Origin of the sequence: Hydrocarboniphaga sp. (assembly GCF_965279055.1) — a bacterium.
Taxonomy (GTDB): domain Bacteria; phylum Pseudomonadota; class Gammaproteobacteria; order Nevskiales; family Nevskiaceae; genus Hydrocarboniphaga.
Genome location: NZ_OZ257125.1, coordinates 3,247,636 through 3,268,208 on the forward strand (window position 1 = coordinate 3,247,636; position 20,573 = coordinate 3,268,208).

Genomic DNA, 20,573 nt, shown 5'->3' on the forward strand with positions numbered 1-20,573 from the left:
CTCCTACAAAGCCTCAGCTTTTCAGCGACGCTCGACGATCTCCATCGCGCGCTGCGAGAACACCGCGCCGAGGCGGCCGACCTGCTCGGCGTTGTCGGCCACCGCGATGCCCTGTTTGGCGCGCGCGGCGATGCCTTCGAAGATCACCGCGATGCGGAACAGCGCGAACACGAAATGGAAATCCGCGATCGGTTCCTGGCGCCTGGACACGCGGAAATAATCCGCGATGTGCTCGGCCTCGCTGGGGATGCCCTGCGCGGCCAGATCGATGCCGCGCAGGCCGTAGTATTCATCCGGCCGCGTGTGCCAGGCGATGCAGTGATACGCGAGATCCGCCAACGGATGGCCGAGCGTCGACAGCTCCCAGTCGAGCACCGCGATCACCCGCGGCTCGGTCGGGTGAAACATCAGATTGCCGGCGCGATAGTCGCCGTGCGCGATGCTGGACTCGTCGCTCGCCGGGATATTCGCCGGCAGCCATTCCAGCAGGCGCTCCAGCGCCGCGTCTTCCTTGACCTTGGTGTCGCGCCACTGCTTGCCCCAGCGGCCGATCTGGCGCGAGAAATAATTGCCGGGCTTGCCGTAGTCGGCCAGGCCGATGCCGGCAAAATCGACGTTGTGCAGGCGCGCCAGCGTCTCGGCCATCGAGCGGTACATCTGGCGGCGCTCGGCTGGCGTCACGCCCGGCAGCTCGTAGCTTTCGAACACGCGGCCTTCGAGACAGTCCATCACATAGAACGGCGTGCCGACGATATCGCGCTCGCCGTGGAAGAACAGCACCGTCGGCACCGGCACGTCGGTCTGCGCCAGTGCCTGCATGATCCGCGCCTCGCGATCCACCGCATGCGCGCCCGGCAGGATGTCCGCGCCGGGCTGCTTGCGCAGCACCAGCTTGCGGTTGTCGAAGCTGACGAAGAACGTCGGGTTGGACTGGCCGCCGCCGATGCGCTGCAGGCGCATGTCGCCGCGCAATCCGGGCAATTTCTGCTGCAGGAAGGCTTGAAGCCTCGCCGGGTCGAAGCCCAGACGGTCGGGCGTGGAGCTGGTCATCATCGGTGCTCGCGGTGCGCGTGTAGCCGCCTAGAACTGGCTGACCGGCAGCTCGACGACCAGGCCGTCGATGTCCGGGCCGACCACGATCTGGCAGGTCAGCCGGCTGGTCGGCCGCGTGTGCAGCGCGCCTTCCAGCATCATTTCCTCGTCTTCCTGCACCGGCGGCAGCTTGGCCGCCCATTCCGGCGCGACGTAACCATGGCAGGTGGCGCAGCTGCAGCAGCCGCCGCAATCGCCGACGATGCCGGGCAGCATGTTGTCGACCGCCACCTGCATCACCGACTTGCCGATCGGCGCCTCGACGATGTGCTGCGTACCGTTGTGTTCTACGAAGGTGATCTTGGGCATGGGCTCCTCAGCCGTGTTGAAGCCGGCCGTGGTGCCGACGCCGCTCTAGTGTAACGGCTGCCTGCGCGACACAAACCAGTTCTTTAGCGCAGGACGGCGATCGTGGCGGACGTGGCAGAATCGGGTCATAGACGACCTCGAGCACAGGACATCCGATGATCACTTCGATTGGTTACGCCGCGACCGCCGCGCGTGCGCCGCTGGCGCCGTTCAACTTCGAGCGCCGCGAGCCCGGCGAGCACGACGTGCTGATCGAAGCGCTGTTCTGCGGCGTCTGCCACTCCGACCTGCACGCGGCCAACAACGACTGGGGCAGCGCGCGCTATCCGCTGGTGCCGGGCCACGAGATCGTCGGCAAGGTGGTGAAAGTCGGCAGCGCGGTGACCCGGTTCAAGGTCGGCGATCACGCCGGCATCGGCTGCCTGATCGACAGCTGCCGCGAATGCTCGCCCTGCCAGCAGGGCGACGAGCACTTCTGCGAGCGCGGACCCACCGGTACTTACGGCGGCTACGAGCGCGGTACGCGCATCCCGACTTACGGCGGCTATTCAAACAACTATGTCGTCGCCGAACGCTTCGCGCTGAAGATTCCGCAGAACATGGATCTGGCCGCGACCGCGCCGCTGCTGTGCGCCGGCATCACCACGTATTCGCCGCTGCGGCACTGGAAGGTCGGGCCGGGCCAGCGGGTCGGCGTCGTCGGGCTCGGCGGCCTCGGCCACATGGGCCTGAAGATCGCGCGCGCGCTCGGCGCCGAGGTGGTGCTCTTCAGCAGCTCCGAGAGCAAGCGCGAAGACGGCCTGCGCCTGGGCGCCAGCGACGTGGTGATTTCACGCGACGCCGACCAGATGAAGGCGCAGACCGGCCGCTTCGACTTCATTCTCGACACGGTGTCCGCCGAGCACGACATCAATGCCTATCTGCGCCTGCTGAAAAACGACGGCACCCTGTGCCTGGTCGGCCTGCCGGAAAAGCCCACGCTGTTCAGCGCGCGCAGCGTCGTCTTCGGCCGCAAGAGCCTCGCCGGCTCGTTCATCGGCGGCCTGCGCGAAACCCAGGAAATGCTGGATTTCTGCGCGCAGCACGGCATCGTCTCGGATATCGAGATGATCCAGATTCAGCAGATCAACGAGGCCTACGCGCGGCTGGAGAAGGCCGATGTGAAGTACCGGTTCGTCATCGATCTGGCGTCGTTGAAGCGCTGATCCTCGACTGTAGGAGCGGATCCTATCCGCGACTGTGCTCTTCAAGGCCTCAGTCGCGGATAGGATCCGCTCCTACAGGTCAAAGCATCAATCGAACAACACCACCTGCCGCACCGCTTCCCCGCGCGCCAGCCGATCGAAGCCGGCATTGATCTCGTCGAGCCGCAGTCGATGCGTCAGCAATCGATCCACCGGCAGCAGCCCGGCGCGATACAGCGCCACATAGCGCGGGATGTCGCGGCTCGGCACCGCCGAGCCCATGTACGAGCCCTTGATCGTGCGCTCCTCCGCGACCAGGCTGACGGCCGGCACCGAGAACATCTTGCTCGGATGCGGCAGGCCAGCGGTGACCGTGGTGCCGCCGCGGCGCGTTGCGGCGTAAGCCTGCGCCAGCACCATTTCGTTGCCGACGGTTTCGATCGTGGTCTGCGCACCGCCCTTGGTGATGTCGCGAATCTCCTTGACTGCGCCCTCGCCCGCCGCGACGACATGCGTCGCGCCGAGTTCTGTGGCCAGTTCGAGCTTGGCCGGCAACACGTCGATCGCGATCAGCGGATACGCGCCGGCCGCGCGCGCGCCGAGCAGCGCCGCAAGGCCGACACCGCCGAGGCCGAACACCGCGACGCTTTCGCCGGGCTGCACTTTCGCGGTGTTCACCGCGGCGCCGACGCCGGTCATCACCGCGCAGCCGAACAGGGCCGCGATTTCCGCCGGCAGACGCGAATCGATGACCACCGCGGAATGGGCCGAGACCACGGTGGCTTCGGCGAAAGCCGAGACGCCGAGGTGATGATTCGGCGTCGCCGCATCCAGGTGCCAGCGCCGGCCGCCGCCGAGCAGGCTGCCAGCGGTGTTCGCCGCCGCACCGGGCTCGCACAGCGCCGGACGGCCGCTGGCGCAGGGCGCGCAATGCCCGCAGGTCGGCACGAACGAAAACACCACCTGGTCGCCGATCGCAAAGCCTTGGGTGTCCGCGCCAATGCCGATGACGCGGCCGGCGGCCTCGTGGCCGAGCACCATCGGCAAGGGCCGCGGCCGCGCGCCCTCGATCACCGACAGATCGCTATGGCACAGGCCGGCCGCGCTGACCTTGACCAGCAGTTCGCCGCGGCCCGGCGCATCGAGCTGCAGTGTGCGCAGCTTCAGCGGCTGCGACTGCGCATACGGTGACGGCAGACCGGAGGCTTCGAGTACCGCGCCGGTGACTTGGATGCTCATTTCCTCTCCTCCTTCTGCAGGCGCTGCAGGCACGCCCGAATATTGTCGGGCAGCGGCTGCGGCCTGCGCGTATCACGCGCAACGAATACATGCACGAACCAGCCTTCCGCGGCGGCTTCGGTATCGCCTTCGCGGAACAGCGCGATCTCGTAACGCACGCTGCTGTTGCCGATGGTCGCGACTCGCAGTGCCGCGTCGACCGCGTCCGGAAACGCCAGCGCCTTGAGATATTTGCAGTGCGATTCGGCGCAAAAGCCGATGGCCTCGCCGTTGTGGATGTCCAGCCCGCCTTCGCGAATCAGCCAGGTGTTGATGACGGTATCGAAGAAGCCGTAGTAGTCGATGTTGTTGACGTGGCCGTAGACGTCGTTGTCTTTCCAGCGCGTGCTGATGCGCTGCACGTAGGGATAGTTTTCGCGGCTGGCGGCTATGTTTTCAGGCGGCATGTCATTCTCTGAAAGGTACTACACAGCCCGTTCGTCCCGAGTAGCTCACGCAGTGAGCGTATCGAGGGGCCGGATCGCGATCGGCTCCCTCGATACGCCGCAAGCGGCTACTCGGGACGAACGGAGGGTGGTTGGTGTTGGGAAAACCATTGGCCTTCACCGATACGTGATCAACTGCTTCGACCGCTCACCCTCGAAATGCGCGTGCTCGTTGAACGTCGACAGATACAGCCCGCGGTCGCTGTAGATCAGCTTGGTCACCGAGGCGTTGGCGATGATGCGGTTCAGCCGGGCGGCGTCGCGCAGCGGCACGCGCATCAGATCCGCCGTGATCGACGCGATCACGCCGCCGGAAGTGAACACCAGCGCGGTTTTCGAGCCTTGCAGTGAGGCATGCAGATCGCGCAAAGCGCCGTTGACGCGCGCGTTGAACGCCGGCCAGCTCTCGCTGTACTCGCCGTCGTGCTCGCCGCCGATCCAGCGCTCGCTGGCCTGCTCGAACATCGCCTGGAACGCACGGCGTGGATCGGTCTCGTTCGCAAAATAGCGGTGGCGTTCCACCGGATCGGTGTAGCGCTCGTCGAAGCGCGCGATCATTTCGTCGTGGTCGTATTCCTTCCAGCCCGGATGCTCGTCCCAGCGCAGCGAAATGCCCAGGCCTTCGAGGCAGGCTTCCGCGGTCTGGCGATGACGTCGCATCGGCCCGCTGGCGATGCGGTCGACTTCCACACCGCGCTGCTTCAGCGCCGCGCCGAGCAGGCGCGACTGCTCGACGCCCAGCGGCGACAGCGCGTCGTAGTCGGCGGCGCCGAACGAGGCCTGGCCGTGACGTATCAGGTAAATCGCGCCCATCGTCGGCCCCTTGCTCAGGCCATCTTCGCGACGAGCGACAGCGGCAGCCGCTTCATCAGGAAGCCGACCACGGTCCACGGCCACGACGGCACGTAGGCCTCGGCCGGCTCGCGCTCGATCGCGCGCACCAGCGCGCGGCAGCCGGTGGCGGTGTCGACGATGAAGGGCACTTTCTTGACCTTCTCGTTGATTTCCGAGCGGATGTAGCCGGGGAAGATCGTCGTCACCTTGATCTTGCTCTTGGCAACCAGCAGGTCGGAGCGGATGCCCTCGGTCAGCGCGGCGACGCCGGCCTTGGTCGCCGCATAAGTCGTCATCGCGCGCGGCATGCCACGCACCGCGCTCATCGATGAAATCGTCACCAGATGGCCGTCGCGCTGATCGCGGAACAGCTCTAGCGCCGCCTCGCACTGCGCCAGCGCGGCGACGAAGTTGGTCTGCGCGGTTTTCAGGTTGGCCTTGAAATAGCCGGTGCCCAGCGCAGCACCCTTGCCCATGCCGGCGTTGACCAGGATGCGGTCGATGGTGCCGAACTCTTCGCGGAACTCGCGGAACACCTTGAACACCTGGTCGTGATCGTTGACGTCCAGCGCCCGTACGCTCACCTGAATATGCGGATAGGCGGCGAGCAGTTCGTCGCGCAGCGCCTCCAGCCGCTCGACGCGGCGGGCGCACAGCGCCAGGTTGCGGCCCTGCGCGGCCCATTCGCGCGCCATGCCCTCGCCCAGGCCGGAGCTGGCACCGGTGATCAGAATGTTGGTACGGACCATAGCCACAAGACCTTGCACGGGGTTTTCGGGCGCCTACGGTAACGGCTTTCACGCATTGGCTCTATCGCCGCGCCGCCATGCCTGCGGCTCATGCGCCAGACAGGCCCCGGCCATGTAAAATTCGCGCCCCGAGCCGCAGCCCAGCCTGCGCGCGCGCCCAGACAACCCATCGACGAGGATTTTCATGAGCACCACGCGTACCCAGAAAGGCGGCCTGCAGGTCGCGAGCGTTCTGAGCGACCTCATCGAGCAGCGCATCCTGCCCGGCAGCGGCATCGAGCCGGCTGCGTTCTGGGCCGGCTTCGAGAAGATCACCGACACGTTCGCGCCGCGCAACCGCGAGCTGCTGGCCAAGCGCGACGCGATCCAGGCCAAGATCGACGCCTGGCACCGGGCGCAGAACGGCAAACACGACGCGGCCGCCTACAAGAAATTCCTCGGCGAAATCGGCTACCTGCTGCCCGAGCCGGCCGACTTCAAGGTGACCACCGCCAACGTCGACCCGGAAATCGCCGAGCAGTGCGGCCCGCAGCTGGTGGTGCCGGTGATGAACGCGCGCTACGCGCTCAACGCCGCCAACGCGCGCTGGGGCTCGCTGTACGACGCGCTGTACGGCACCGACGCGATTCCGGAGACCGACGGCGCGGTCAAAGGCCCTGGCTACAACGAGATCCGCGGCGCCAAGGTCATCGCCTGGGCGAAGAAATTCCTCGACGAAGCCGCGCCGCTGGCCTCCGGCAGCCATAAAGATGCGACCGCTTACACCGTCGAAGGCGGCAAGCTGGTGATCACGGTCGGCGGCAACAAGACGTCGCTGAAGGATGCGGCCAAGTTCGTCGGCTACACCGGCGACGCGGCCAGGCCGACCTCGGTGCTGCTGAAGAACAACGGCCTGCACGTCGAAATCGAAATCGATCCGCGTCACGTGATCGGTGCGACCGATCCGGCCGGCGTGAAAGACGTGGTGCTGGAATCGGCGATCACGACGATCCAGGACTGCGAAGACTCGGTGGCCGCGGTCGACGCGGTGGACAAGGTCGTCGCCTACAGCAACTGGCTCGGCCTGATCGAAGGCGACCTCGCCGAGACGCTGGAAAAGGGCGGCAAGAAAATCACGCGCGCACTGAACCCGGATCGCGCATACAGCAAGCCCGACGGCGGCACGCTGACGCTGCCGGGTCGCAGCCTGCTGTTCGTGCGCAACGTCGGCCATCTGATGACGAATCCGGCGGTGATCCTGAAAGACGGTCACGAGATTCCGGAAGGCATTCTCGACGGCATCGTCACCGTGCTGATCTCGTCGCGCGACGTGGCCAAGCGCAACCAGTATCGCAACAGCAAGACCGGCAGCATCTACATCGTCAAGCCGAAGATGCACGGGCCGGAAGAAGTGCAGTTCGCCTGTGATCTGTTCAGCGCGATCGAGGACCTCGTGAAGCTGCCGCGCAACACGATCAAGATCGGCATCATGGACGAGGAGCGCCGCACGACGGTGAATCTGAAGGCCTGCATCTATGCGGCGCGCGAGCGCGTCGCCTTCATCAACACCGGCTTCCTCGACCGCACCGGCGACGAGATTCATACCTCGATGGAAGCCGGCCCGGTGGTGCGCAAGGCGGCGATGAAGCAGCAGGCCTGGATCGGCGCCTACGAAGACTGGAACGTCGACATCGGCCTGGAATGCGGCCTCGCCGGCAAGGCGCAGATCGGCAAGGGCATGTGGGCGATGCCGGACCTGATGGCGGCGATGCTGGAGCAGAAGATCGGCCATCCGAAAGCCGGCGCGACCACCGCGTGGACGCCGTCGCCGACCGCTGCGACGCTGCACGCGACGCACTATCACCAGGTCAACGTGTTCGAGCGTCAATCGGTCCTCGCCCAGCGCGCCAAGGCCAGCGTCGATGCGATCCTGACGATTCCGCTGCTCGGCGACACCAAGCTCACCGCGGAAGAAATCCAGCACGAGCTGGACAACAACGCCCAGGGTATTCTCGGCTACGTGGTGCGCTGGATCGACCAGGGCGTCGGCTGCTCCAAGGTGCCGGACATCAGCAACGTCGGCCTGATGGAAGACCGCGCGACCTTGCGCATCAGCAGCCAGCACATCGCCAACTGGCTGCGTCACGGGCTCACCAACAAAGAGCAGGTGACGGAGACCTTGAAGCGCATGGCCGCGGTGGTCGACAAGCAGAACGCCGGCGACACAGCTTATCGCCCGATGGCGCCGAAGTTCGACGACGTCGCCTTCGACGCCGCCTGCGACCTGGTGTTCAAGGGCTGCGAACAGCCCAACGGCTACACCGAGCCGCTGCTGCACCAGCGCCGTCAGGAAGCGAAGAAGAAGTACGGCATCGCGTAGTCGCGCGTCGCCGCTTCAACAAAAAGGCCGCGAAAGCGGCCTTTTTGTTGCGCCTCTGTCATTCCCGCGTAGACGGGAATCCAACGACGGGCAGCGCTGCCCTGCCAGAACTGGATTCCCGCTTTCGCGGGAATAACGATTAAGCCGCAGGCGCCGCCGGCGCCAGCAGTTCCTTCAGCGGCCGGGTCTCGTCGGCCAGCTGCGCCGGATCGCCCTTGATCTTCTCGGCAACCAGCTTCTTGGCGATCATGAATTCCTGCGGGCGGCTGACCGAATCCACCGCCAGCAGCACACCGTCCTTCAGATAGAACGCCAGGAAGTTGCGGTTGGCCGGCGAGCCGCGCAGCACCACGGTGTCGTAGCCCTGGTTCAGGCCCACCATCTGCAGCTTCAGGTCGTACTGGTCGCTCCAGAACCACGGCACCGCGTTGTAGGGCTTGAGCTGGCCGACCAGCAGCGCCGCGGCGCTGCGCGCCTGCTCCAGCGCGCTGGGCACCGATTCCAGGCGAATGCGGCGGCCGGCGTAGGCGCTCGGGTGGCTGCTGCAGTCGCCGATGGCGAGGATGTCCGGATCCGAGGTCTGGCCGTATTCGTCGACCGCGATGCCGTTGTCGACCAGCAGCCCGGCTTCCTGGGCGATCTCGACGTTCGGGATCAGGCCGATACCGACGATGACCACGTCGGCCGGAATTCTCAGGCCGTCGCCGGCCAGCACCGTCGTGACCTTGCCGGACTCGTCGAACTCGAAGCCGGTCAGCGCGGTGTTGACCAGGATGTGCACGCCGGCCTCGGTGTGCACGCGCGAGTAGAACTCCGACAGCTCCGGCGCCGTCACGCGCTGCAGCACGCGCGGCATCGCCTCGAGCACGGTGACGTCGATGCCCTTCTTGCGCGCCACGGCGGCGACTTCCAGGCCGATGTAACCACCACCGATGATCACCAGCTTGTTGCCGGGCTTGAACTGCTCGCGCATGCCGTCGACGTGGCCGATGGTGCGCAGGTAGTGCAGGTTCGGCGCCTTATTCACGCGCTCGTCCGGCAGGCTCAGCAGGCGCGGACGCCCGCCAGTGGCCAGCACCAGCTTGCCGTAGCTCAGCTGGCGGCCGTCCTGCAGCGTCACGGTCTTGGCGACGCGGTCGATCCGGGTCGCCAGCGCGTTCGGGATGAACTCGATCTTGGCGTTGTCGTAGGTCGCCGGCGCCTTCACGTGCAGGCGGTCGATGGTGATCTCGCCGGACAGGAAGGCCTTGGACAACGGCGGCCGCTGGTACGGCAGGTGCGGCTCGTCGCCGACCAGGGTCACCGCGCCGGTGTAGCCGTTCATGCGCAGTGCAATCGCCAGCTCGCCGGCGGCGTGGCCGGCACCGACGATCAGTACGGAATCCGTAGCGGTAAAACTTGCCTCGGTGGTCATTGAAGCGGTCTCGTTGTGGAGGGGCGGACGCAGCAGCAGGGCCGCAAGATTAAGCGCTAGCGCACTCCCGGCTCAAACCTCCGTATGGACGGCGCCGGTAAGAGCACTGGCCCCGTAGCGTGGTCAGCGCCGACAATGGCGGCTGTTTTCGCCACCGCCGCCGTCAGCCCGATGACCGATTCCCCCGCCGTTCCGATGTCGCCACCGCTATGGGATGGCCGCAGTCTGCTCAGCCTGCTGCCGTTGCAGGCGCTGGGCGGCGACCGCTTTGCCAGCTGCGCCTCGGACGACAACTTCAACAAGCGTCTGTACGGCGGCCAGTTGCTGGGCCAGGCGCTGATGGCCGCAGCGTATTGCGCACCGGTTGAACGCCGCGCGCACGTGCTGCAGGCGATCTTCCTGCGCGGCGCGCTACCCGATCAGCCGCTGAGCTTCCAGGTGCAACGCCTGCTCGACGGCGGCCGCTACTCGTCGCGCCAGGTGCGCGTCAGCCAGGGCGAGCAGGCGGTGCTCGACGCGCAGGTGTCGTTCCAGATCACGCAGGATTCGCCGCTGCACCGGCAAGTCGACGCCGACGCCGCGCCCGATCCGGAGGCGCTGGCCGACATGGTCGACCTGCTGCGCGAGTCGCGGCGCTTTGATCTGAGCACGGTGCCACTGATAGAAAAACCCTGCGTCGAAATGCGGCCGGTGGCGCCGGAGCAGTTTTTGTTCGTGGCCAATCGCCAGCCCCGTCAGCGCTTCTGGCTGAAGCTGCGCGAGCCGCTGGGCACGGATGCCAGCGCCGCGATGCACGGCGCCGCGATCGCCTACCTGTCGGATTATTTCGTCACCTTCTGCAGCTACGGCGTCTACACGCCGATGGTGGGCATGCGCGACTACTACGTCGCCAGCCTGAATCACGGCCTGTGGTTTCACGAGCCGGCGCGCGGCGACGACTGGCTGCTGTTCGACTGCGAAAGCCCGGCCACCGGCCATGGCCGCGGCTTCGCGACGGTGAAGATTTTCGATCGCCAGCGGCGGCTGGTCGCGTCGGCGACGCAGCAGTGCACGCTGGGCGATCGGCGTTAGTTAGCTGAATCATGGGAATGTGCGCCGAGGGACGCCCGAGGCGGCATGCGATGCAAGGCGCAGCGCTGCCCGCCGGTGTCGCCACCATTGGCAGCGCCGCAGCGCGCCCGCCTCGGCAGGACAGCACTGCCGACATCAGTGATTCGGTGGCCCGGGTCAACCCGACATCCGCGTCATCAACATTGCGGATTCACCCGCCGCTCCCCTGAGGCACGGTCAGTGTGCGCGGAAATCTCGTCCGCGACGCCATCAAACAGGGGATCCACCATGTACAGCCGACCATTGTTCCGCCGCTTCACCGCCATTGCCGCTCTCGCGATCGCCAGCGTCTGCGGCTCGTCCGCCGCTGTTGCCGGCGACAGCAAACCCAGCGTGCAGAACGCCATTCATCAGCCCGCCAGCCGGGCCAAGATCAAGCTCAGTCCGCAGGCGACCAGCGCGGTGAACGTGCTTTATTTCGTCGACTACTCGCTCGGCACCGACAGCTTCGCGATGGCCCTTTCGAGTCTCGGCATCAGCCCGACGATGACCAACGATGCCACCGAGTTCAACACCTTGCTGCAGGCCGGCGGCTGGGACCTGGTGATTGCGTTGCAGCAGAACTACCCGGCCACCAGCACCTACGCCAGCAGCCTGAGCGCCTATGTCGCCGCCGGCGGCAAGGCGATCTACAGCGATTGGACCTCCGACGCCACCATGCTCGGCAGCTTCGGCGCCGCCGCGACCGGCAGCCTGAATTTTCTGTCGATCACGCCGACCAGCAGCGCCATCTGGACCTCGCTGACGTCGCCGATCGCGCTGCTCAATCCGGGCTGGGGTATTTATGCCGTCGGACTGAGCCCGATCGGCGACGGCGTCGTCGACGGCACCTACGAAAATGGTGACGCCGCGGTGATCGTCGCCAACGCCGGCCGCACGATCATCAACGGCACCCTGCAGGACAGCTACAACGATCCCAACCAGGGCATCCAGATCGCGGTCAACGAAATCAACTATCTGCTGACGCCGCCGGTGGCGAGCGCGCTGAAGGGAACCATCATCGGCCAGTCCGGCAAGGCCAGCGTCAAGTGCCTGAACGAATCCACCGGCCAGAGCGTCACGATCAAGACCAAGAAGAGCTTCGACTGTGTTGGCGCCGGTCTGACGATCGGCACCGGCCAGACCTTCACTGTCACCGCAAAAGGCACCGTCAAATAGGTAGGAGCTGACCGGGTGGCGCCGTGCGCGAACAACCAGCGCACGGCGCACTCGCCTAGGCGGCGAGCGCCGCCCTGGATTTGGCGCGCATCTCCAGCGCCAGGTGCAGCAGCAGCGCCGCGATCAGCGGCGCAATGTAGTACACCGCGCGAAACGCGAGCAGCGCCGCCATCAATTTGCCGTGGCCCAAGGCACTGCCGAGCAGCGCGATGAAGGTGCCTTCGAGCACACCGATGCCCGCGGGCAAACGCACGATCAGGCCGCCGAGGCCGCTCGCCATGAACGCGATCATTACCGGGCCGAACGGTACGCTGTCCGGCATCAGCAGGAACACCGAGGCCGACGCCGCGGTCCAGGTCACCGCGGACAGCGCCAGCTGGGCGCCGGCATAGGGCAGCGACGGGCACTGGAATTCGACGCCGCGGATTTCGCGCTTTCGCCCATGAAACACTGCGCAAAATGCCAGGTACGCAGCAACGATGCCGAGCAGCAGCAGGCCGCCGCCCTGTAGCGCGGCATGGCCCATGTGCCAGGAGGTTTTAAGCTGCGGCGGCGTGAACAGCAGCAGCAGACCGGCCAGCAGAATGAAACCGGCCCAGTTGGTCAACACCGACAGGCCGATGATCTGCGTGGTCTGCGCGGTGCTCAGTCCGTAGCGCGAATACAGTCGGTAGCGGAAGCCCATGCCGCCGAGCAGCGCGCCGACGTTGAGGTTCACCGCGTAGCTGACAAAGGCGATCGCCAATACCGTCGGCGTCGGGATGTCGTGCTTGACGTAGTGACGCGATAGCAGGTCATAGGACGCGCAGGCCAGATACGCGAGCATCGCCAGCGCGAACGACGAGGCGACGGTGGCGACGCTATAGGCGCGCAGCGCCTCGCCGATCTCGACCCAGTCCAGCTCGCGGCCGCGATCGACGACGATCCACACCACGGCGACCAGGAAGAACACCGAGAGCAGCCATTTGCCGCGGCGCTGCCATTGAGACTTGTCCATAAGCGCGGGGGCGTTCCATCGCGAAGTAGCCCGCAGTGTTTTGCCGGGGCACTGAATCGGGCATGAAGCCCGTCAGGCCCTGCGCATGCCGACATGTATTGCCGGCATGCGCATCGAAGCGCTGCCTAGTTGACGACCTTGAACTTGGTCTTCGGCATCACCGCCTTCAATTCGCTGTCGGCGTAGCGCCGACAGTTGCCCGGCCGATCGCAGACCTGCAGCGACTGCACGATCCGGTTGCCGGGCTGCGTACCCCGACTCGGCGTGATGGCGGAAGTCGCGCTGCCGTTGATCACGGGCGCGCTGGCCTACCGCAGATGGTGGACGCCGCAGACGGCGCAATGCGCGCTACTAACCGCGATCCCCAACGAGCGCGCCGATGATCGACCTGCATGGCATGACCAGCCCGAACGTCCGCAAGATCTTCATCGCCCTGGAGGAGCTGGGGCTGCAATATCGCTTCCACCATGTGAAGGTGCTGCTCGGTGAGCAGTTCGGGCCGCGCTTTCGCGCGCTCAATCCCAACAGCAAGGTGCCGGTGATCGTCGACCATGACGGCCTGGACGGCGAGCCGGTCACGGTATTCGAATCGGGCGCGATCCTGCTCTACCTGGCGGAAAAAGCCGGCCGTTTCCTGCCATCCACGCGCGGCGCCCACTACGAAATGCTGCAATGGCTGATGCTGCAGGTGGCCAACGTCGGGCCGATGCTGGGCCAGCTCAACCACTACGTGATGTATGCCGCCGAAGGCAACGACTATTCGCTGCGGCGGTATCGCAACGAGGCGCTGCGCCTGTACGCGCTGCTCGACGAGCGCCTGGCGGATCGCCGCTTTCTCGCGGGCGACTACGGCCTCGCCGACATCGCAACCTGGCCTTGGCTTGCCTATCTGGAACGCCATGGCCAGAGCTGGGCCCAGTACCCGAACCTGCGGCGATGGCACGACGCGATTGCGCTGCGTCCAGCCGTGACACGCGCGCTCGAGGCGATTGCGCGCATCGAAAAGGACGACGCCGCGACGATGGCCGAGGCGAGCCCCGCGACTCTCGATCGGTTCTTCAACCGCACAGGACCCTAGGTCGTCGGCGCCGTCGGCACGGTCATCGCGCCGACATTCGGGCAAGCTAGCCTGAGCCAACCGTTATCGTGGAAGCGAGATCATGGGCCATTCCCGCCGCAGCAAACCCCGCAAGGGGCTCAGCCGCCGCGACTTCCTGACACGCGCGGCGGTCGCCACGCTGGCGCTGGGTGGTCCGGCCTTCGCCGCGGCACGGGCCGCCGGCAGCGGTGCCGCCGCAAGCGCCGCCAGCCCGTTCCAGCACGGTGTCGCCAGCGGCGACCCGCTCAGCGACCGGGTGATCCTGTGGACGCGCATCACCACGGCGGCTACCGACAAGATCAGCGTCGACTATCGCTGGTCCACCGATCCGGCGATGCTCAGCGGCGTCAAGACCGGCAGCACCAAGACGTCGTCGGCCAGCGATTACACGGTCAAGGTCGATCTGAAAAAACTCAAGCCCGGCAAGACCTACTACTACCAGTTCTCGGCGCTCGGCTACCTGTCACCGGTGGGCCGCACCCGCACCCTGCCCACCGGCAGTCCGGGCCGGCTGCGCATCGGTGTCGCCTGCTGCGCCAGCCTCGCGCACGGCTATTTCAACGCTTATGCGCGGATCGCCGCGCGTAACGACCTGGCGGCGGTGCTGCATCTGGGCGACTACCTCTACGAATACGGCACAGGCGAATACGGCAATGTTCGCCAGTACCAGCCGGACAACGAGATCGTCACGCTCGCCGACTACCGCACGCGGCATGCCCAGTACAAGACCGATGCCGATCTGCAGGAAATGCATCGCCAGCACCCGGTGATCGCGGTCTGGGACGATCACGAAACCGCGAACAACGCGTGGAGCGGCGGCGCCGCGAACCACGACGAGGCAACGGAAGGGACCTGGGCGCAGCGCGTCGCCGGCGCGCTGCAGGCCTACTACGAATGGATGCCGGTGCGGCATGCCAGCGATACCGATCCCAAACTCAACTACCGGCATTTTCAGTTCGGCGACCTGGCCGACGTGATGATGGTCGAGACGCGGCTGCTGGCACGCTCGCAGCAGTTACCGCCCAATCAGGGCGCGACCTTCACCCAGACCGGCGACTTCGCCGACCCGTCGCGCGAGCTGCTCGGCAGCACGCAGGCGGACTGGCTCAGCCAGCAACTGCGCGGCTCGTCCAGCAAATGGAAGCTGCTCGGCCAGCAGGTGATGCTGGCGCAACTGAAAGTCGCCGGGGCGAGCAACGCCGCCGGCACCAGCCGCTACGTCAACCCGGATCAATGGGACGGTTACAACCCGGCGCGCGAGCGGCTGTTCTCGGTGCTCAAAGGCGACGAGTCGAACCCGGCGGTGAGCAACGTCGTCGTACTGACCGGCGACATCCACAGCTCCTGGGGGGCGGACCTGACCGAAGATCCGAACAATCCGGATCTCGCCTCCGGCGGCTACGACCCGAAAACCGGCGCGGGCTCGCTGGCGGTCGAATTCGTCTCCACCTCGGTGACCTCGCCCGGCCTGGACTCGCTGCCCAAACTCGCCGACGCCGGCAAGAAAATCAATCCGCATATCAAGTACGCCGAGATCACGCGGCGCGGCTACCTGCTGCTGGACATCAAGCCCGAGCGCGTGTCCGGAGAATGGTGGTATGTCGACACGATTCTGGATCCGGCGAACACCGGCGAAAGCTTTGCCGCGGCGTACAAGGTCGGCGACGGTCTGAATCATCTGCAGGCGTCGGAGCAGAGTTCGCCGATGAACGGACCACCGCCGGCTCCCTGATCTGCGGGTTTTTGCGGCGTCCCTCGATACGCGGGCAAGCCTGCTAACCGGGGGAACGGGAGTTTGGGGCATCTGCCGACTCCGTTCATCGCGAGTAGCCGCGAAGCGGCGCATCGATCGACGCAATGAAAACTCAAGCCCGATAAGCCCCCGGCCGCAGACCGGTCCATTGTTTGAACGCGCGGTGAAACGCGCTGGCCTCCGCAAAGCCCAGTTCCGCTGCAATGTCGGCGAGGCTGGCGTCGCTGCCGCTCAGGTGCTGCACGGCGAGGTCGCGGCGCAGCGAGTCCTTGATCTGCGTGAACGACACGCCTTCGCGCTCGAGGCGTCGGCGCATCGTCGTCGCGCCGATGTGGAAGGCGTCGGCGAGTTCGTCGAAGCCCGGCCACTCGGTCGGTGGCAGCGCCATCAGATGGCGGCGGATGCGCCGGCCCAGGCTGTTTTCGTCGCGGAACTTGAGGATGAAGTTGGCCGGCGCGCCACGCAGGAATTCCTGCAGGCTGCGCGAATTCTGGATCACCGGCGCCTCCAGCAGCAGCGCGCTGAAGCTGATCGACGTCGCCGGCGCGTCGAATTCCAGCTGCGCCGAGAACACGTCCTGATACTCGCGATGCCAGGCCGGCGCCGGATAGGCGAAGCTCGCGCGCAGGATCGGAATGCGGCGGCCGATCAACCAGCAGGCCAGGCCGTGGCTGAGCACCAGCAGGGTTTCGTGGGCGAACACCGGGTCGCGACCGGCGACGGCCGCGGTACTGCGCAGGCTCAGGCTGGCTTCCGGGCCGCTCAGCTGCAGCTCGATGCCGGTGTCGTCGAGCAGGATGCCGAAGAACTGCGCGATGCGGCGCAGCGCCTGGCTGAGCTTGGGCGTGTCCAGCGCCAGCCGGCACAGCGCGGCGAAGCTGCCGACTTTCATGCGCCGCGAATCCTGGCCGAAGAACTCGTCGTCGAGCGCCCGGGCCACCGTCAGCCACAGCGCGCCGAAGGTTGCGGCCGGGACGCGAGCGCCTTCGTCGGCTAGCTGGTCCGCGGTAATGCCGGTCGCGGCGCAGATCGCCTCGACGTCCGCCCCGCCGCGACGCGCGGCCGACAGCGCCTCGCGCACAAAGGCGATCGAGACGCTGCCGCCGCGGCTTTGCTGCTGCACTTCCAATCGATCTCCTGTCAGCTCCCTACGCCGCGAGCGGGGGAGGGTTGGGGTGGGGGCGCGAGGTAAAGAGCAGCGCCGCGACGTCTCGCCCCCACCCTGGCCCTCCCCCGCTCGCGGGGGAGGGAAACAAGCACGGGAGTCCATGACCGATTCTCTCACTGCGGATGGCGCTTTTCGACATCCTCGCGCCGGCCCGGGGTTCTTAAAATCAGCGGGTTAAACCCGCACACCTCCAAGAGCCGCCATGAACGATCTGTCGATGCACGCCAAGCCGGTCCCCTACAAGGCCAAGAACAAGGTCCGCTTCGTTACCGCGACCTCGCTGTTCGACGGCCACGACGCGACCGTGAACATCATGCGCCGCATCCTGCAGGCCACCGGCGCCGAGGTGATTCACCTCGGCCACAACCGCTCGGTCGGCGAGATCGTCAACGCCGCGCTGCAGGAAGACGTGCAGGGTCTGTGCATCACCAGCTACCAGGGCGGCCACAACGAGTTCTTCCGCTACATGGTCGACCTGCTGCGCGCCAACGGCGGCGGCAATATCAAGATCTACGGCGGCGGCGGCGGCGTGATCGTGCCGGCCGAGATCAAGGGCCTGATGGATTACGGCGTCACCCGCCTGTACTCGCCCGAAGACGGCGCGATCATGGGCCTGCAGGGCATGATCAATGACGTGATCCAGGGCTGCGACTACGATCTCACGCCGCTGGCGCCCAAGGCCGCCGACGCGCTGGCCGCGCTGCGCAGCGGCAATCGCCGCCAGCTGGCTCAGGTGATCACCGCGATCGAGAACGGCAGCTATTCCGACGCGGTCAAGCTGGCGATCCGCGAGGCCGCCGCCGAGGTCAAGACGCCGACCCTGGGCATCACCGGCACCGGCGGCGCCGGCAAGTCCTCGCTGACCGACGAGCTGGTTTTGCGCATGCGGCTCGACCAGAACGACGCTTTGAAGATCGCGATCGTGTCGATCGACCCGTCGCGCAAGCGCACCGGCGGCGCGCTGCTCGGCGACCGCATCCGCATGAACGCGATCGAGCCGTGGACCGAAGGCAAGAACAACGTCTACATGCGCTCGCTGGCGACGCGCGACACCGGCAGCGAGCTGTCCGCGGCGCTGCCCGACGTGATCGCCGCCTGCAAGCTCAGCGGTTTTGACCTGATCATTGTCGAGACTTCCGGCATCGGCCAGGGCGACGCCGCGATCGTGCCTTTCGTCGACACCTCGCTGTACGTGATGACGCCGGAATTCGGCGCCGCCTCGCAGCTGGAGAAGATCGACATGCTCGACTTCGCCGACTTCATCGCGATCAACAAGTTCGACCGCAAGGGCTCGGAAGACGCGATCCGCGACGTACGCAAGCAGTACCAGCGCAACCGCGAGCTGTTCATGCAGCGCACCGAGGAAATGCCGGTGTACGGCACGATGGCCTCGCGCTTCAACGACGACGGCGTCACCGCGCTGTACCAGGCACTGGCAGCGAAACTCGGCGCGATCGGCCTGAAACTCGCGCCCGGCGCGCTGCCGAAAGTCACGGTCAAGGCCTCCAGCGCCGGGCGTGCGATCGTGCCGCCGGACCGCGTGCGTTATCTCGCCGACATCGCCGACAGCGTGCGCGGCTATCACAAGGAGGTCGCGCGCCAGGCGCGCGCCGCGCGTGAGCGCCAGTCGCTGCGCACGGTCAAGGCGCTGTTTGAAGCCAGCGGCAAGCCGGCCAAGGATTTCGACGAGTTGATCTCGGCCAAGGACGGCGAACTCACCACGCAGGCCAGACAGCTGCTCTCGGCCTGGCCGGAACTCGTGCAGCGCTACGCCCAGGACGAGGACGTGGTGAAGATCCGCGACAAGGAGATCCGCACGCGCCAGATCAGCGAGTCGCTCTCCGGCACCAAGATCCGCAAGGTGTCGCTGCCGCGTTTCGAGGACGAAGGCGAGACGCTGCGCTTCCTGATGAAGGAAAACCTGCCGGGCTATTTCCCGTTCACGGCCGGTGTGTTCCCGTTCAAGCGCGAAGGCGAAGACCCGACGCGCATGTTCGCCGGCGAAGGCGATGCCTTCCGCACCAACCGCCGCTTCAAGCGCGTCTCCGAAGGCATGCCGGCGCATCGCCTGTCGACCGCGTTCGACTCGGTGACGCTGTACGGCTGGGACCCGGACCTGCGTCCGGACATCTACGGCAAGGTCGGCAACTCCGGCGTGTCGATCGCCTCGCTCGACGACATGAAGGTGCTGTACGACGGCTTCGACCTGTGCGCGCCGACGACCTCGGTGTCGATGACGATCAATGGTCCGGCACCGATGCTGCTGGCGATGTTCATGAATGCGGCGATCGATCAGCAGGTCGACAAGTTCAGCGCCGGCAAGGGCCGCGCGCCGAATGCCGACGAGTACGCGCAGATCAAGGCAAAGACGCTGTCCAGCGTGCGCGGCACCGTGCAGGCCGACATCCTGAAAGAAGACCAGGGCCAGAACACCTGCATCTTCAGCACCGAATTCGCGCTGAAGATGATGGGCGATATCCAGCAGTACTTCGTCGACAACAAGGTTCAGAACTTCTACTCGGTGTCGATCAGCGGTTATCACATCGCCGAAGCCGGCGCGAACCCGATCAGCCAGCTCGCGTTTACGCTCAGCAACGGCTTCACCTATGTCGAGAGCTACCTGGCCCGCGGCATGAACATCGACGACTTCGCGCCGAACCTGAGCTTCTTCTTCAGCAACGGCATGGACCCGGAATACACCGTGATCGGCCGCGTCGCGCGGCGCATCTGGGCAGTGGCGATGAAGAACCGCTACGGCGCCAACGAGCGCAGCCAGAAGCTGAAGTATCACGTGCAGACCTCCGGCCGCTCGCTGCACGCTCAGGAGATGAATTTCAACGACATCCGCACCACGCTGCAGGCGCTGCTGGCGATCAACGACAACTGCAACTCGCTGCACACCAACGCCTACGACGAGGCGATCACCACGCCGACCGAAGAGAGCGTGCGCCGCGCGATGGCGATCCAGCTGATCATCAACCGCGAATTCGGCCTGGCCAAGAACGAGAACTCGTTGCAGGGCAGCTTCATCATCGACGAGCTGACCGATCTGGTCGAAGAAGCGGTGCTGAAGGAATTCGAGGCGATCGCCAGCCGCGGCGGCGTACTCGGCGCGATGGAAACCGGCTATCAGCGCGGCAAGATCCAGGAAGAATCGCTGTACTACGAGCACAAGAAGCACGACGGCTCGATGCCGATCATCGGCGTCAACACCTTCCGCAATCCCAACGGCGAAGAAGGGCAGAAGGAAATCGAGCTGGCGCGTTCAACCGACGACGAGAAGCAGAGCCAGCTCGCGCGCCTCGCCGACTTCCAGCAGCGCAACGCCGCGGATGCGCCGGCGCTGCTGCAGCGCCTGCGCGACGCGGTCGTCACCGACGGCAACCTGTTCGAGGTGCTGATGGACGCGGTGCGCGTCTGCTCGCTGGGGCAGATCACGCAGACCCTGTTCGAGGTCGGCGGGCGCTATCGGCGGAATATGTAGTTTGAATCCTCTGTAGGAGCGGGCTTGCCCGCGACCAGGGCCATCACAGGCATAGTCGCGGGCACAGTCGCGGGCAAGCCCGCTCCTACAGGTGAGGCTGGCAAGTTCATCCCCGCCCGCGCCAGAATGCCGACCGTGC

At 66.1% G+C, this 20,573-nt stretch carries 17 protein-coding genes; 7 read left to right on the plus strand and 10 right to left on the minus strand.

All coding sequences use genetic code 11. The features are described from left to right. Positions 1 to 21 precede the first annotated feature (21 nt). Positions 22 to 1,050, minus strand: a complete 1,029-nt coding sequence (locus ACQZF9_RS14710; RefSeq protein ID WP_428309713.1) for a phosphotransferase family protein — start codon at positions 1,048 to 1,050, stop codon at positions 22 to 24. 30 nt (positions 1,051 to 1,080) lie between these two features. Further along, the gene (locus ACQZF9_RS14715) at positions 1,081 to 1,401 is read right to left on the minus strand and encodes a 2Fe-2S iron-sulfur cluster-binding protein (RefSeq protein WP_428309714.1); all 321 of its coding nucleotides are present in this window, start codon (positions 1,399 to 1,401) and stop codon (positions 1,081 to 1,083) included. A gap of 155 nt (positions 1,402 to 1,556) precedes the next feature. Between ACQZF9_RS14715 and ACQZF9_RS14720 the strand changes: the two genes are divergently transcribed. Further along, positions 1,557 to 2,606: an NAD(P)-dependent alcohol dehydrogenase gene (locus tag ACQZF9_RS14720; RefSeq protein ID WP_428309715.1), complete on the plus strand. Its 1,050-nt coding sequence runs from the start codon at positions 1,557 to 1,559 to the stop codon at positions 2,604 to 2,606. Positions 2,607 to 2,693: 87 nt separating this feature from the next. Here the strand turns inward: ACQZF9_RS14720 and ACQZF9_RS14725 are convergent, their stop codons facing one another. From ACQZF9_RS14725 to ACQZF9_RS14740, 4 genes are all read right to left on the minus strand, one after another. After that, positions 2,694 to 3,818, minus strand: a complete 1,125-nt coding sequence (locus tag ACQZF9_RS14725) for a zinc-dependent alcohol dehydrogenase family protein (RefSeq protein WP_428313438.1) — start codon at positions 3,816 to 3,818, stop codon at positions 2,694 to 2,696. A gap of 2 nt (positions 3,819 to 3,820) precedes the next feature. Continuing rightward, on the minus strand, positions 3,821 to 4,270 hold the full coding sequence (locus ACQZF9_RS14730; RefSeq protein ID WP_428309716.1) for an acyl-CoA thioesterase: 450 nt from the start codon (positions 4,268 to 4,270) through the stop codon (positions 3,821 to 3,823). Between the two features lie 156 nt (positions 4,271 to 4,426). Further along, positions 4,427 to 5,122, minus strand: coding sequence for a histidine phosphatase family protein (locus tag ACQZF9_RS14735; protein WP_428309717.1), 696 nt, complete (start codon positions 5,120 to 5,122; stop codon positions 4,427 to 4,429). 14 nt (positions 5,123 to 5,136) lie between these two features. Continuing rightward, the gene (locus ACQZF9_RS14740) at positions 5,137 to 5,892 is read right to left on the minus strand and encodes an SDR family oxidoreductase (RefSeq protein WP_428309718.1); all 756 of its coding nucleotides are present in this window, start codon (positions 5,890 to 5,892) and stop codon (positions 5,137 to 5,139) included. Positions 5,893 to 6,076: 184 nt separating this feature from the next. On the opposite strand from ACQZF9_RS14740, the gene ACQZF9_RS14745 reads away from it, so the two are divergent. Beyond that, positions 6,077 to 8,251: a malate synthase G gene (locus ACQZF9_RS14745; RefSeq protein WP_428309719.1), complete on the plus strand. Its 2,175-nt coding sequence runs from the start codon at positions 6,077 to 6,079 to the stop codon at positions 8,249 to 8,251. A 139-nt stretch (positions 8,252 to 8,390) separates the two neighbouring features. Here the strand turns inward: ACQZF9_RS14745 and ACQZF9_RS14750 are convergent, their stop codons facing one another. Next, positions 8,391 to 9,665, minus strand: a complete 1,275-nt coding sequence (locus ACQZF9_RS14750; protein WP_428309720.1) for an NAD(P)/FAD-dependent oxidoreductase — start codon at positions 9,663 to 9,665, stop codon at positions 8,391 to 8,393. Positions 9,666 to 9,836: 171 nt separating this feature from the next. On the opposite strand from ACQZF9_RS14750, the gene ACQZF9_RS14755 reads away from it, so the two are divergent. Both ACQZF9_RS14755 and ACQZF9_RS14760 read left to right on the plus strand, forming a co-directional pair. Next, complete coding sequence (locus ACQZF9_RS14755; protein WP_428309721.1) at positions 9,837 to 10,736, plus strand: acyl-CoA thioesterase; 900 nt, start codon at positions 9,837 to 9,839, stop codon at positions 10,734 to 10,736. A gap of 267 nt (positions 10,737 to 11,003) precedes the next feature. Beyond that, the gene (locus tag ACQZF9_RS14760) at positions 11,004 to 11,933 is read left to right on the plus strand and encodes a hypothetical protein (RefSeq protein WP_428309722.1); all 930 of its coding nucleotides are present in this window, start codon (positions 11,004 to 11,006) and stop codon (positions 11,931 to 11,933) included. A gap of 55 nt (positions 11,934 to 11,988) precedes the next feature. Here ACQZF9_RS14760 and ACQZF9_RS14765 read toward each other — a convergent pair whose 3' ends face one another. Together ACQZF9_RS14765 and ACQZF9_RS14770 are read right to left on the minus strand one after the other, a co-directional pair. Beyond that, positions 11,989 to 12,930, minus strand: coding sequence for a lysylphosphatidylglycerol synthase transmembrane domain-containing protein (locus ACQZF9_RS14765; RefSeq protein WP_428309723.1), 942 nt, complete (start codon positions 12,928 to 12,930; stop codon positions 11,989 to 11,991). A 125-nt stretch (positions 12,931 to 13,055) separates the two neighbouring features. Continuing rightward, positions 13,056 to 13,226 carry a hypothetical protein gene (locus ACQZF9_RS14770; RefSeq protein ID WP_428309724.1) on the minus strand — a complete coding sequence of 57 codons (171 nt, stop codon included), beginning with the start codon at positions 13,224 to 13,226 and terminating at the stop codon, positions 13,056 to 13,058. 83 nt (positions 13,227 to 13,309) lie between these two features. Here ACQZF9_RS14770 and ACQZF9_RS14775 point away from each other — a divergent pair, with 83 nt between their 5' ends. Then, a complete protein-coding gene (locus tag ACQZF9_RS14775; RefSeq protein WP_428309725.1) occupies positions 13,310 to 14,008 on the plus strand; it encodes a glutathione S-transferase family protein in 699 nt (232 codons plus the stop codon). 82 nt (positions 14,009 to 14,090) lie between these two features. Then, on the plus strand, positions 14,091 to 15,761 hold the full coding sequence (locus ACQZF9_RS14780) for an alkaline phosphatase D family protein (RefSeq protein WP_428309726.1): 1,671 nt from the start codon (positions 14,091 to 14,093) through the stop codon (positions 15,759 to 15,761). A 133-nt stretch (positions 15,762 to 15,894) separates the two neighbouring features. Here ACQZF9_RS14780 and ACQZF9_RS14785 read toward each other — a convergent pair whose 3' ends face one another. Continuing rightward, positions 15,895 to 16,905, minus strand: a complete 1,011-nt coding sequence (locus ACQZF9_RS14785; RefSeq protein ID WP_428309727.1) for an AraC family transcriptional regulator — start codon at positions 16,903 to 16,905, stop codon at positions 15,895 to 15,897. A 247-nt stretch (positions 16,906 to 17,152) separates the two neighbouring features. Here ACQZF9_RS14785 and icmF point away from each other — a divergent pair, with 247 nt between their 5' ends. Beyond that, positions 17,153 to 20,434 (plus strand): fused isobutyryl-CoA mutase/GTPase IcmF, encoded by a 3,282-nt coding sequence (gene icmF / locus ACQZF9_RS14790; protein ID WP_428309728.1) that lies wholly within the window; start codon positions 17,153 to 17,155, stop codon positions 20,432 to 20,434. Positions 20,435 to 20,573 lie beyond the last annotated feature (139 nt).

Coding starts and splice junctions, on each gene's coding strand:
- ACQZF9_RS14710 (WP_428309713.1), bottom strand. CDS start 1,050: ATGACCAGCTCCACGCCCGACCGTCTGGGCTTCGACCCGGCGAGGCTT.
- ACQZF9_RS14715 (WP_428309714.1), bottom strand. CDS start 1,401: ATGCCCAAGATCACCTTCGTAGAACACAACGGTACGCAGCACATCGTC.
- ACQZF9_RS14720 (WP_428309715.1), top strand. CDS start 1,557: ATGATCACTTCGATTGGTTACGCCGCGACCGCCGCGCGTGCGCCGCTG.
- ACQZF9_RS14730 (WP_428309716.1), bottom strand. CDS start 4,270: ATGCCGCCTGAAAACATAGCCGCCAGCCGCGAAAACTATCCCTACGTG.
- ACQZF9_RS14735 (WP_428309717.1), bottom strand. CDS start 5,122: ATGGGCGCGATTTACCTGATACGTCACGGCCAGGCCTCGTTCGGCGCC.
- ACQZF9_RS14740 (WP_428309718.1), bottom strand. CDS start 5,892: ATGGTCCGTACCAACATTCTGATCACCGGTGCCAGCTCCGGCCTGGGC.
- ACQZF9_RS14745 (WP_428309719.1), top strand. CDS start 6,077: ATGAGCACCACGCGTACCCAGAAAGGCGGCCTGCAGGTCGCGAGCGTT.
- ACQZF9_RS14750 (WP_428309720.1), bottom strand. CDS start 9,665: ATGACCACCGAGGCAAGTTTTACCGCTACGGATTCCGTACTGATCGTC.
- ACQZF9_RS14755 (WP_428309721.1), top strand. CDS start 9,837: ATGACCGATTCCCCCGCCGTTCCGATGTCGCCACCGCTATGGGATGGC.
- ACQZF9_RS14760 (WP_428309722.1), top strand. CDS start 11,004: ATGTACAGCCGACCATTGTTCCGCCGCTTCACCGCCATTGCCGCTCTC.
- ACQZF9_RS14765 (WP_428309723.1), bottom strand. CDS start 12,930: ATGGACAAGTCTCAATGGCAGCGCCGCGGCAAATGGCTGCTCTCGGTG.
- ACQZF9_RS14775 (WP_428309725.1), top strand. CDS start 13,310: ATGATCGACCTGCATGGCATGACCAGCCCGAACGTCCGCAAGATCTTC.
- ACQZF9_RS14780 (WP_428309726.1), top strand. CDS start 14,091: ATGGGCCATTCCCGCCGCAGCAAACCCCGCAAGGGGCTCAGCCGCCGC.
- icmF (WP_428309728.1), top strand. CDS start 17,153: ATGAACGATCTGTCGATGCACGCCAAGCCGGTCCCCTACAAGGCCAAG.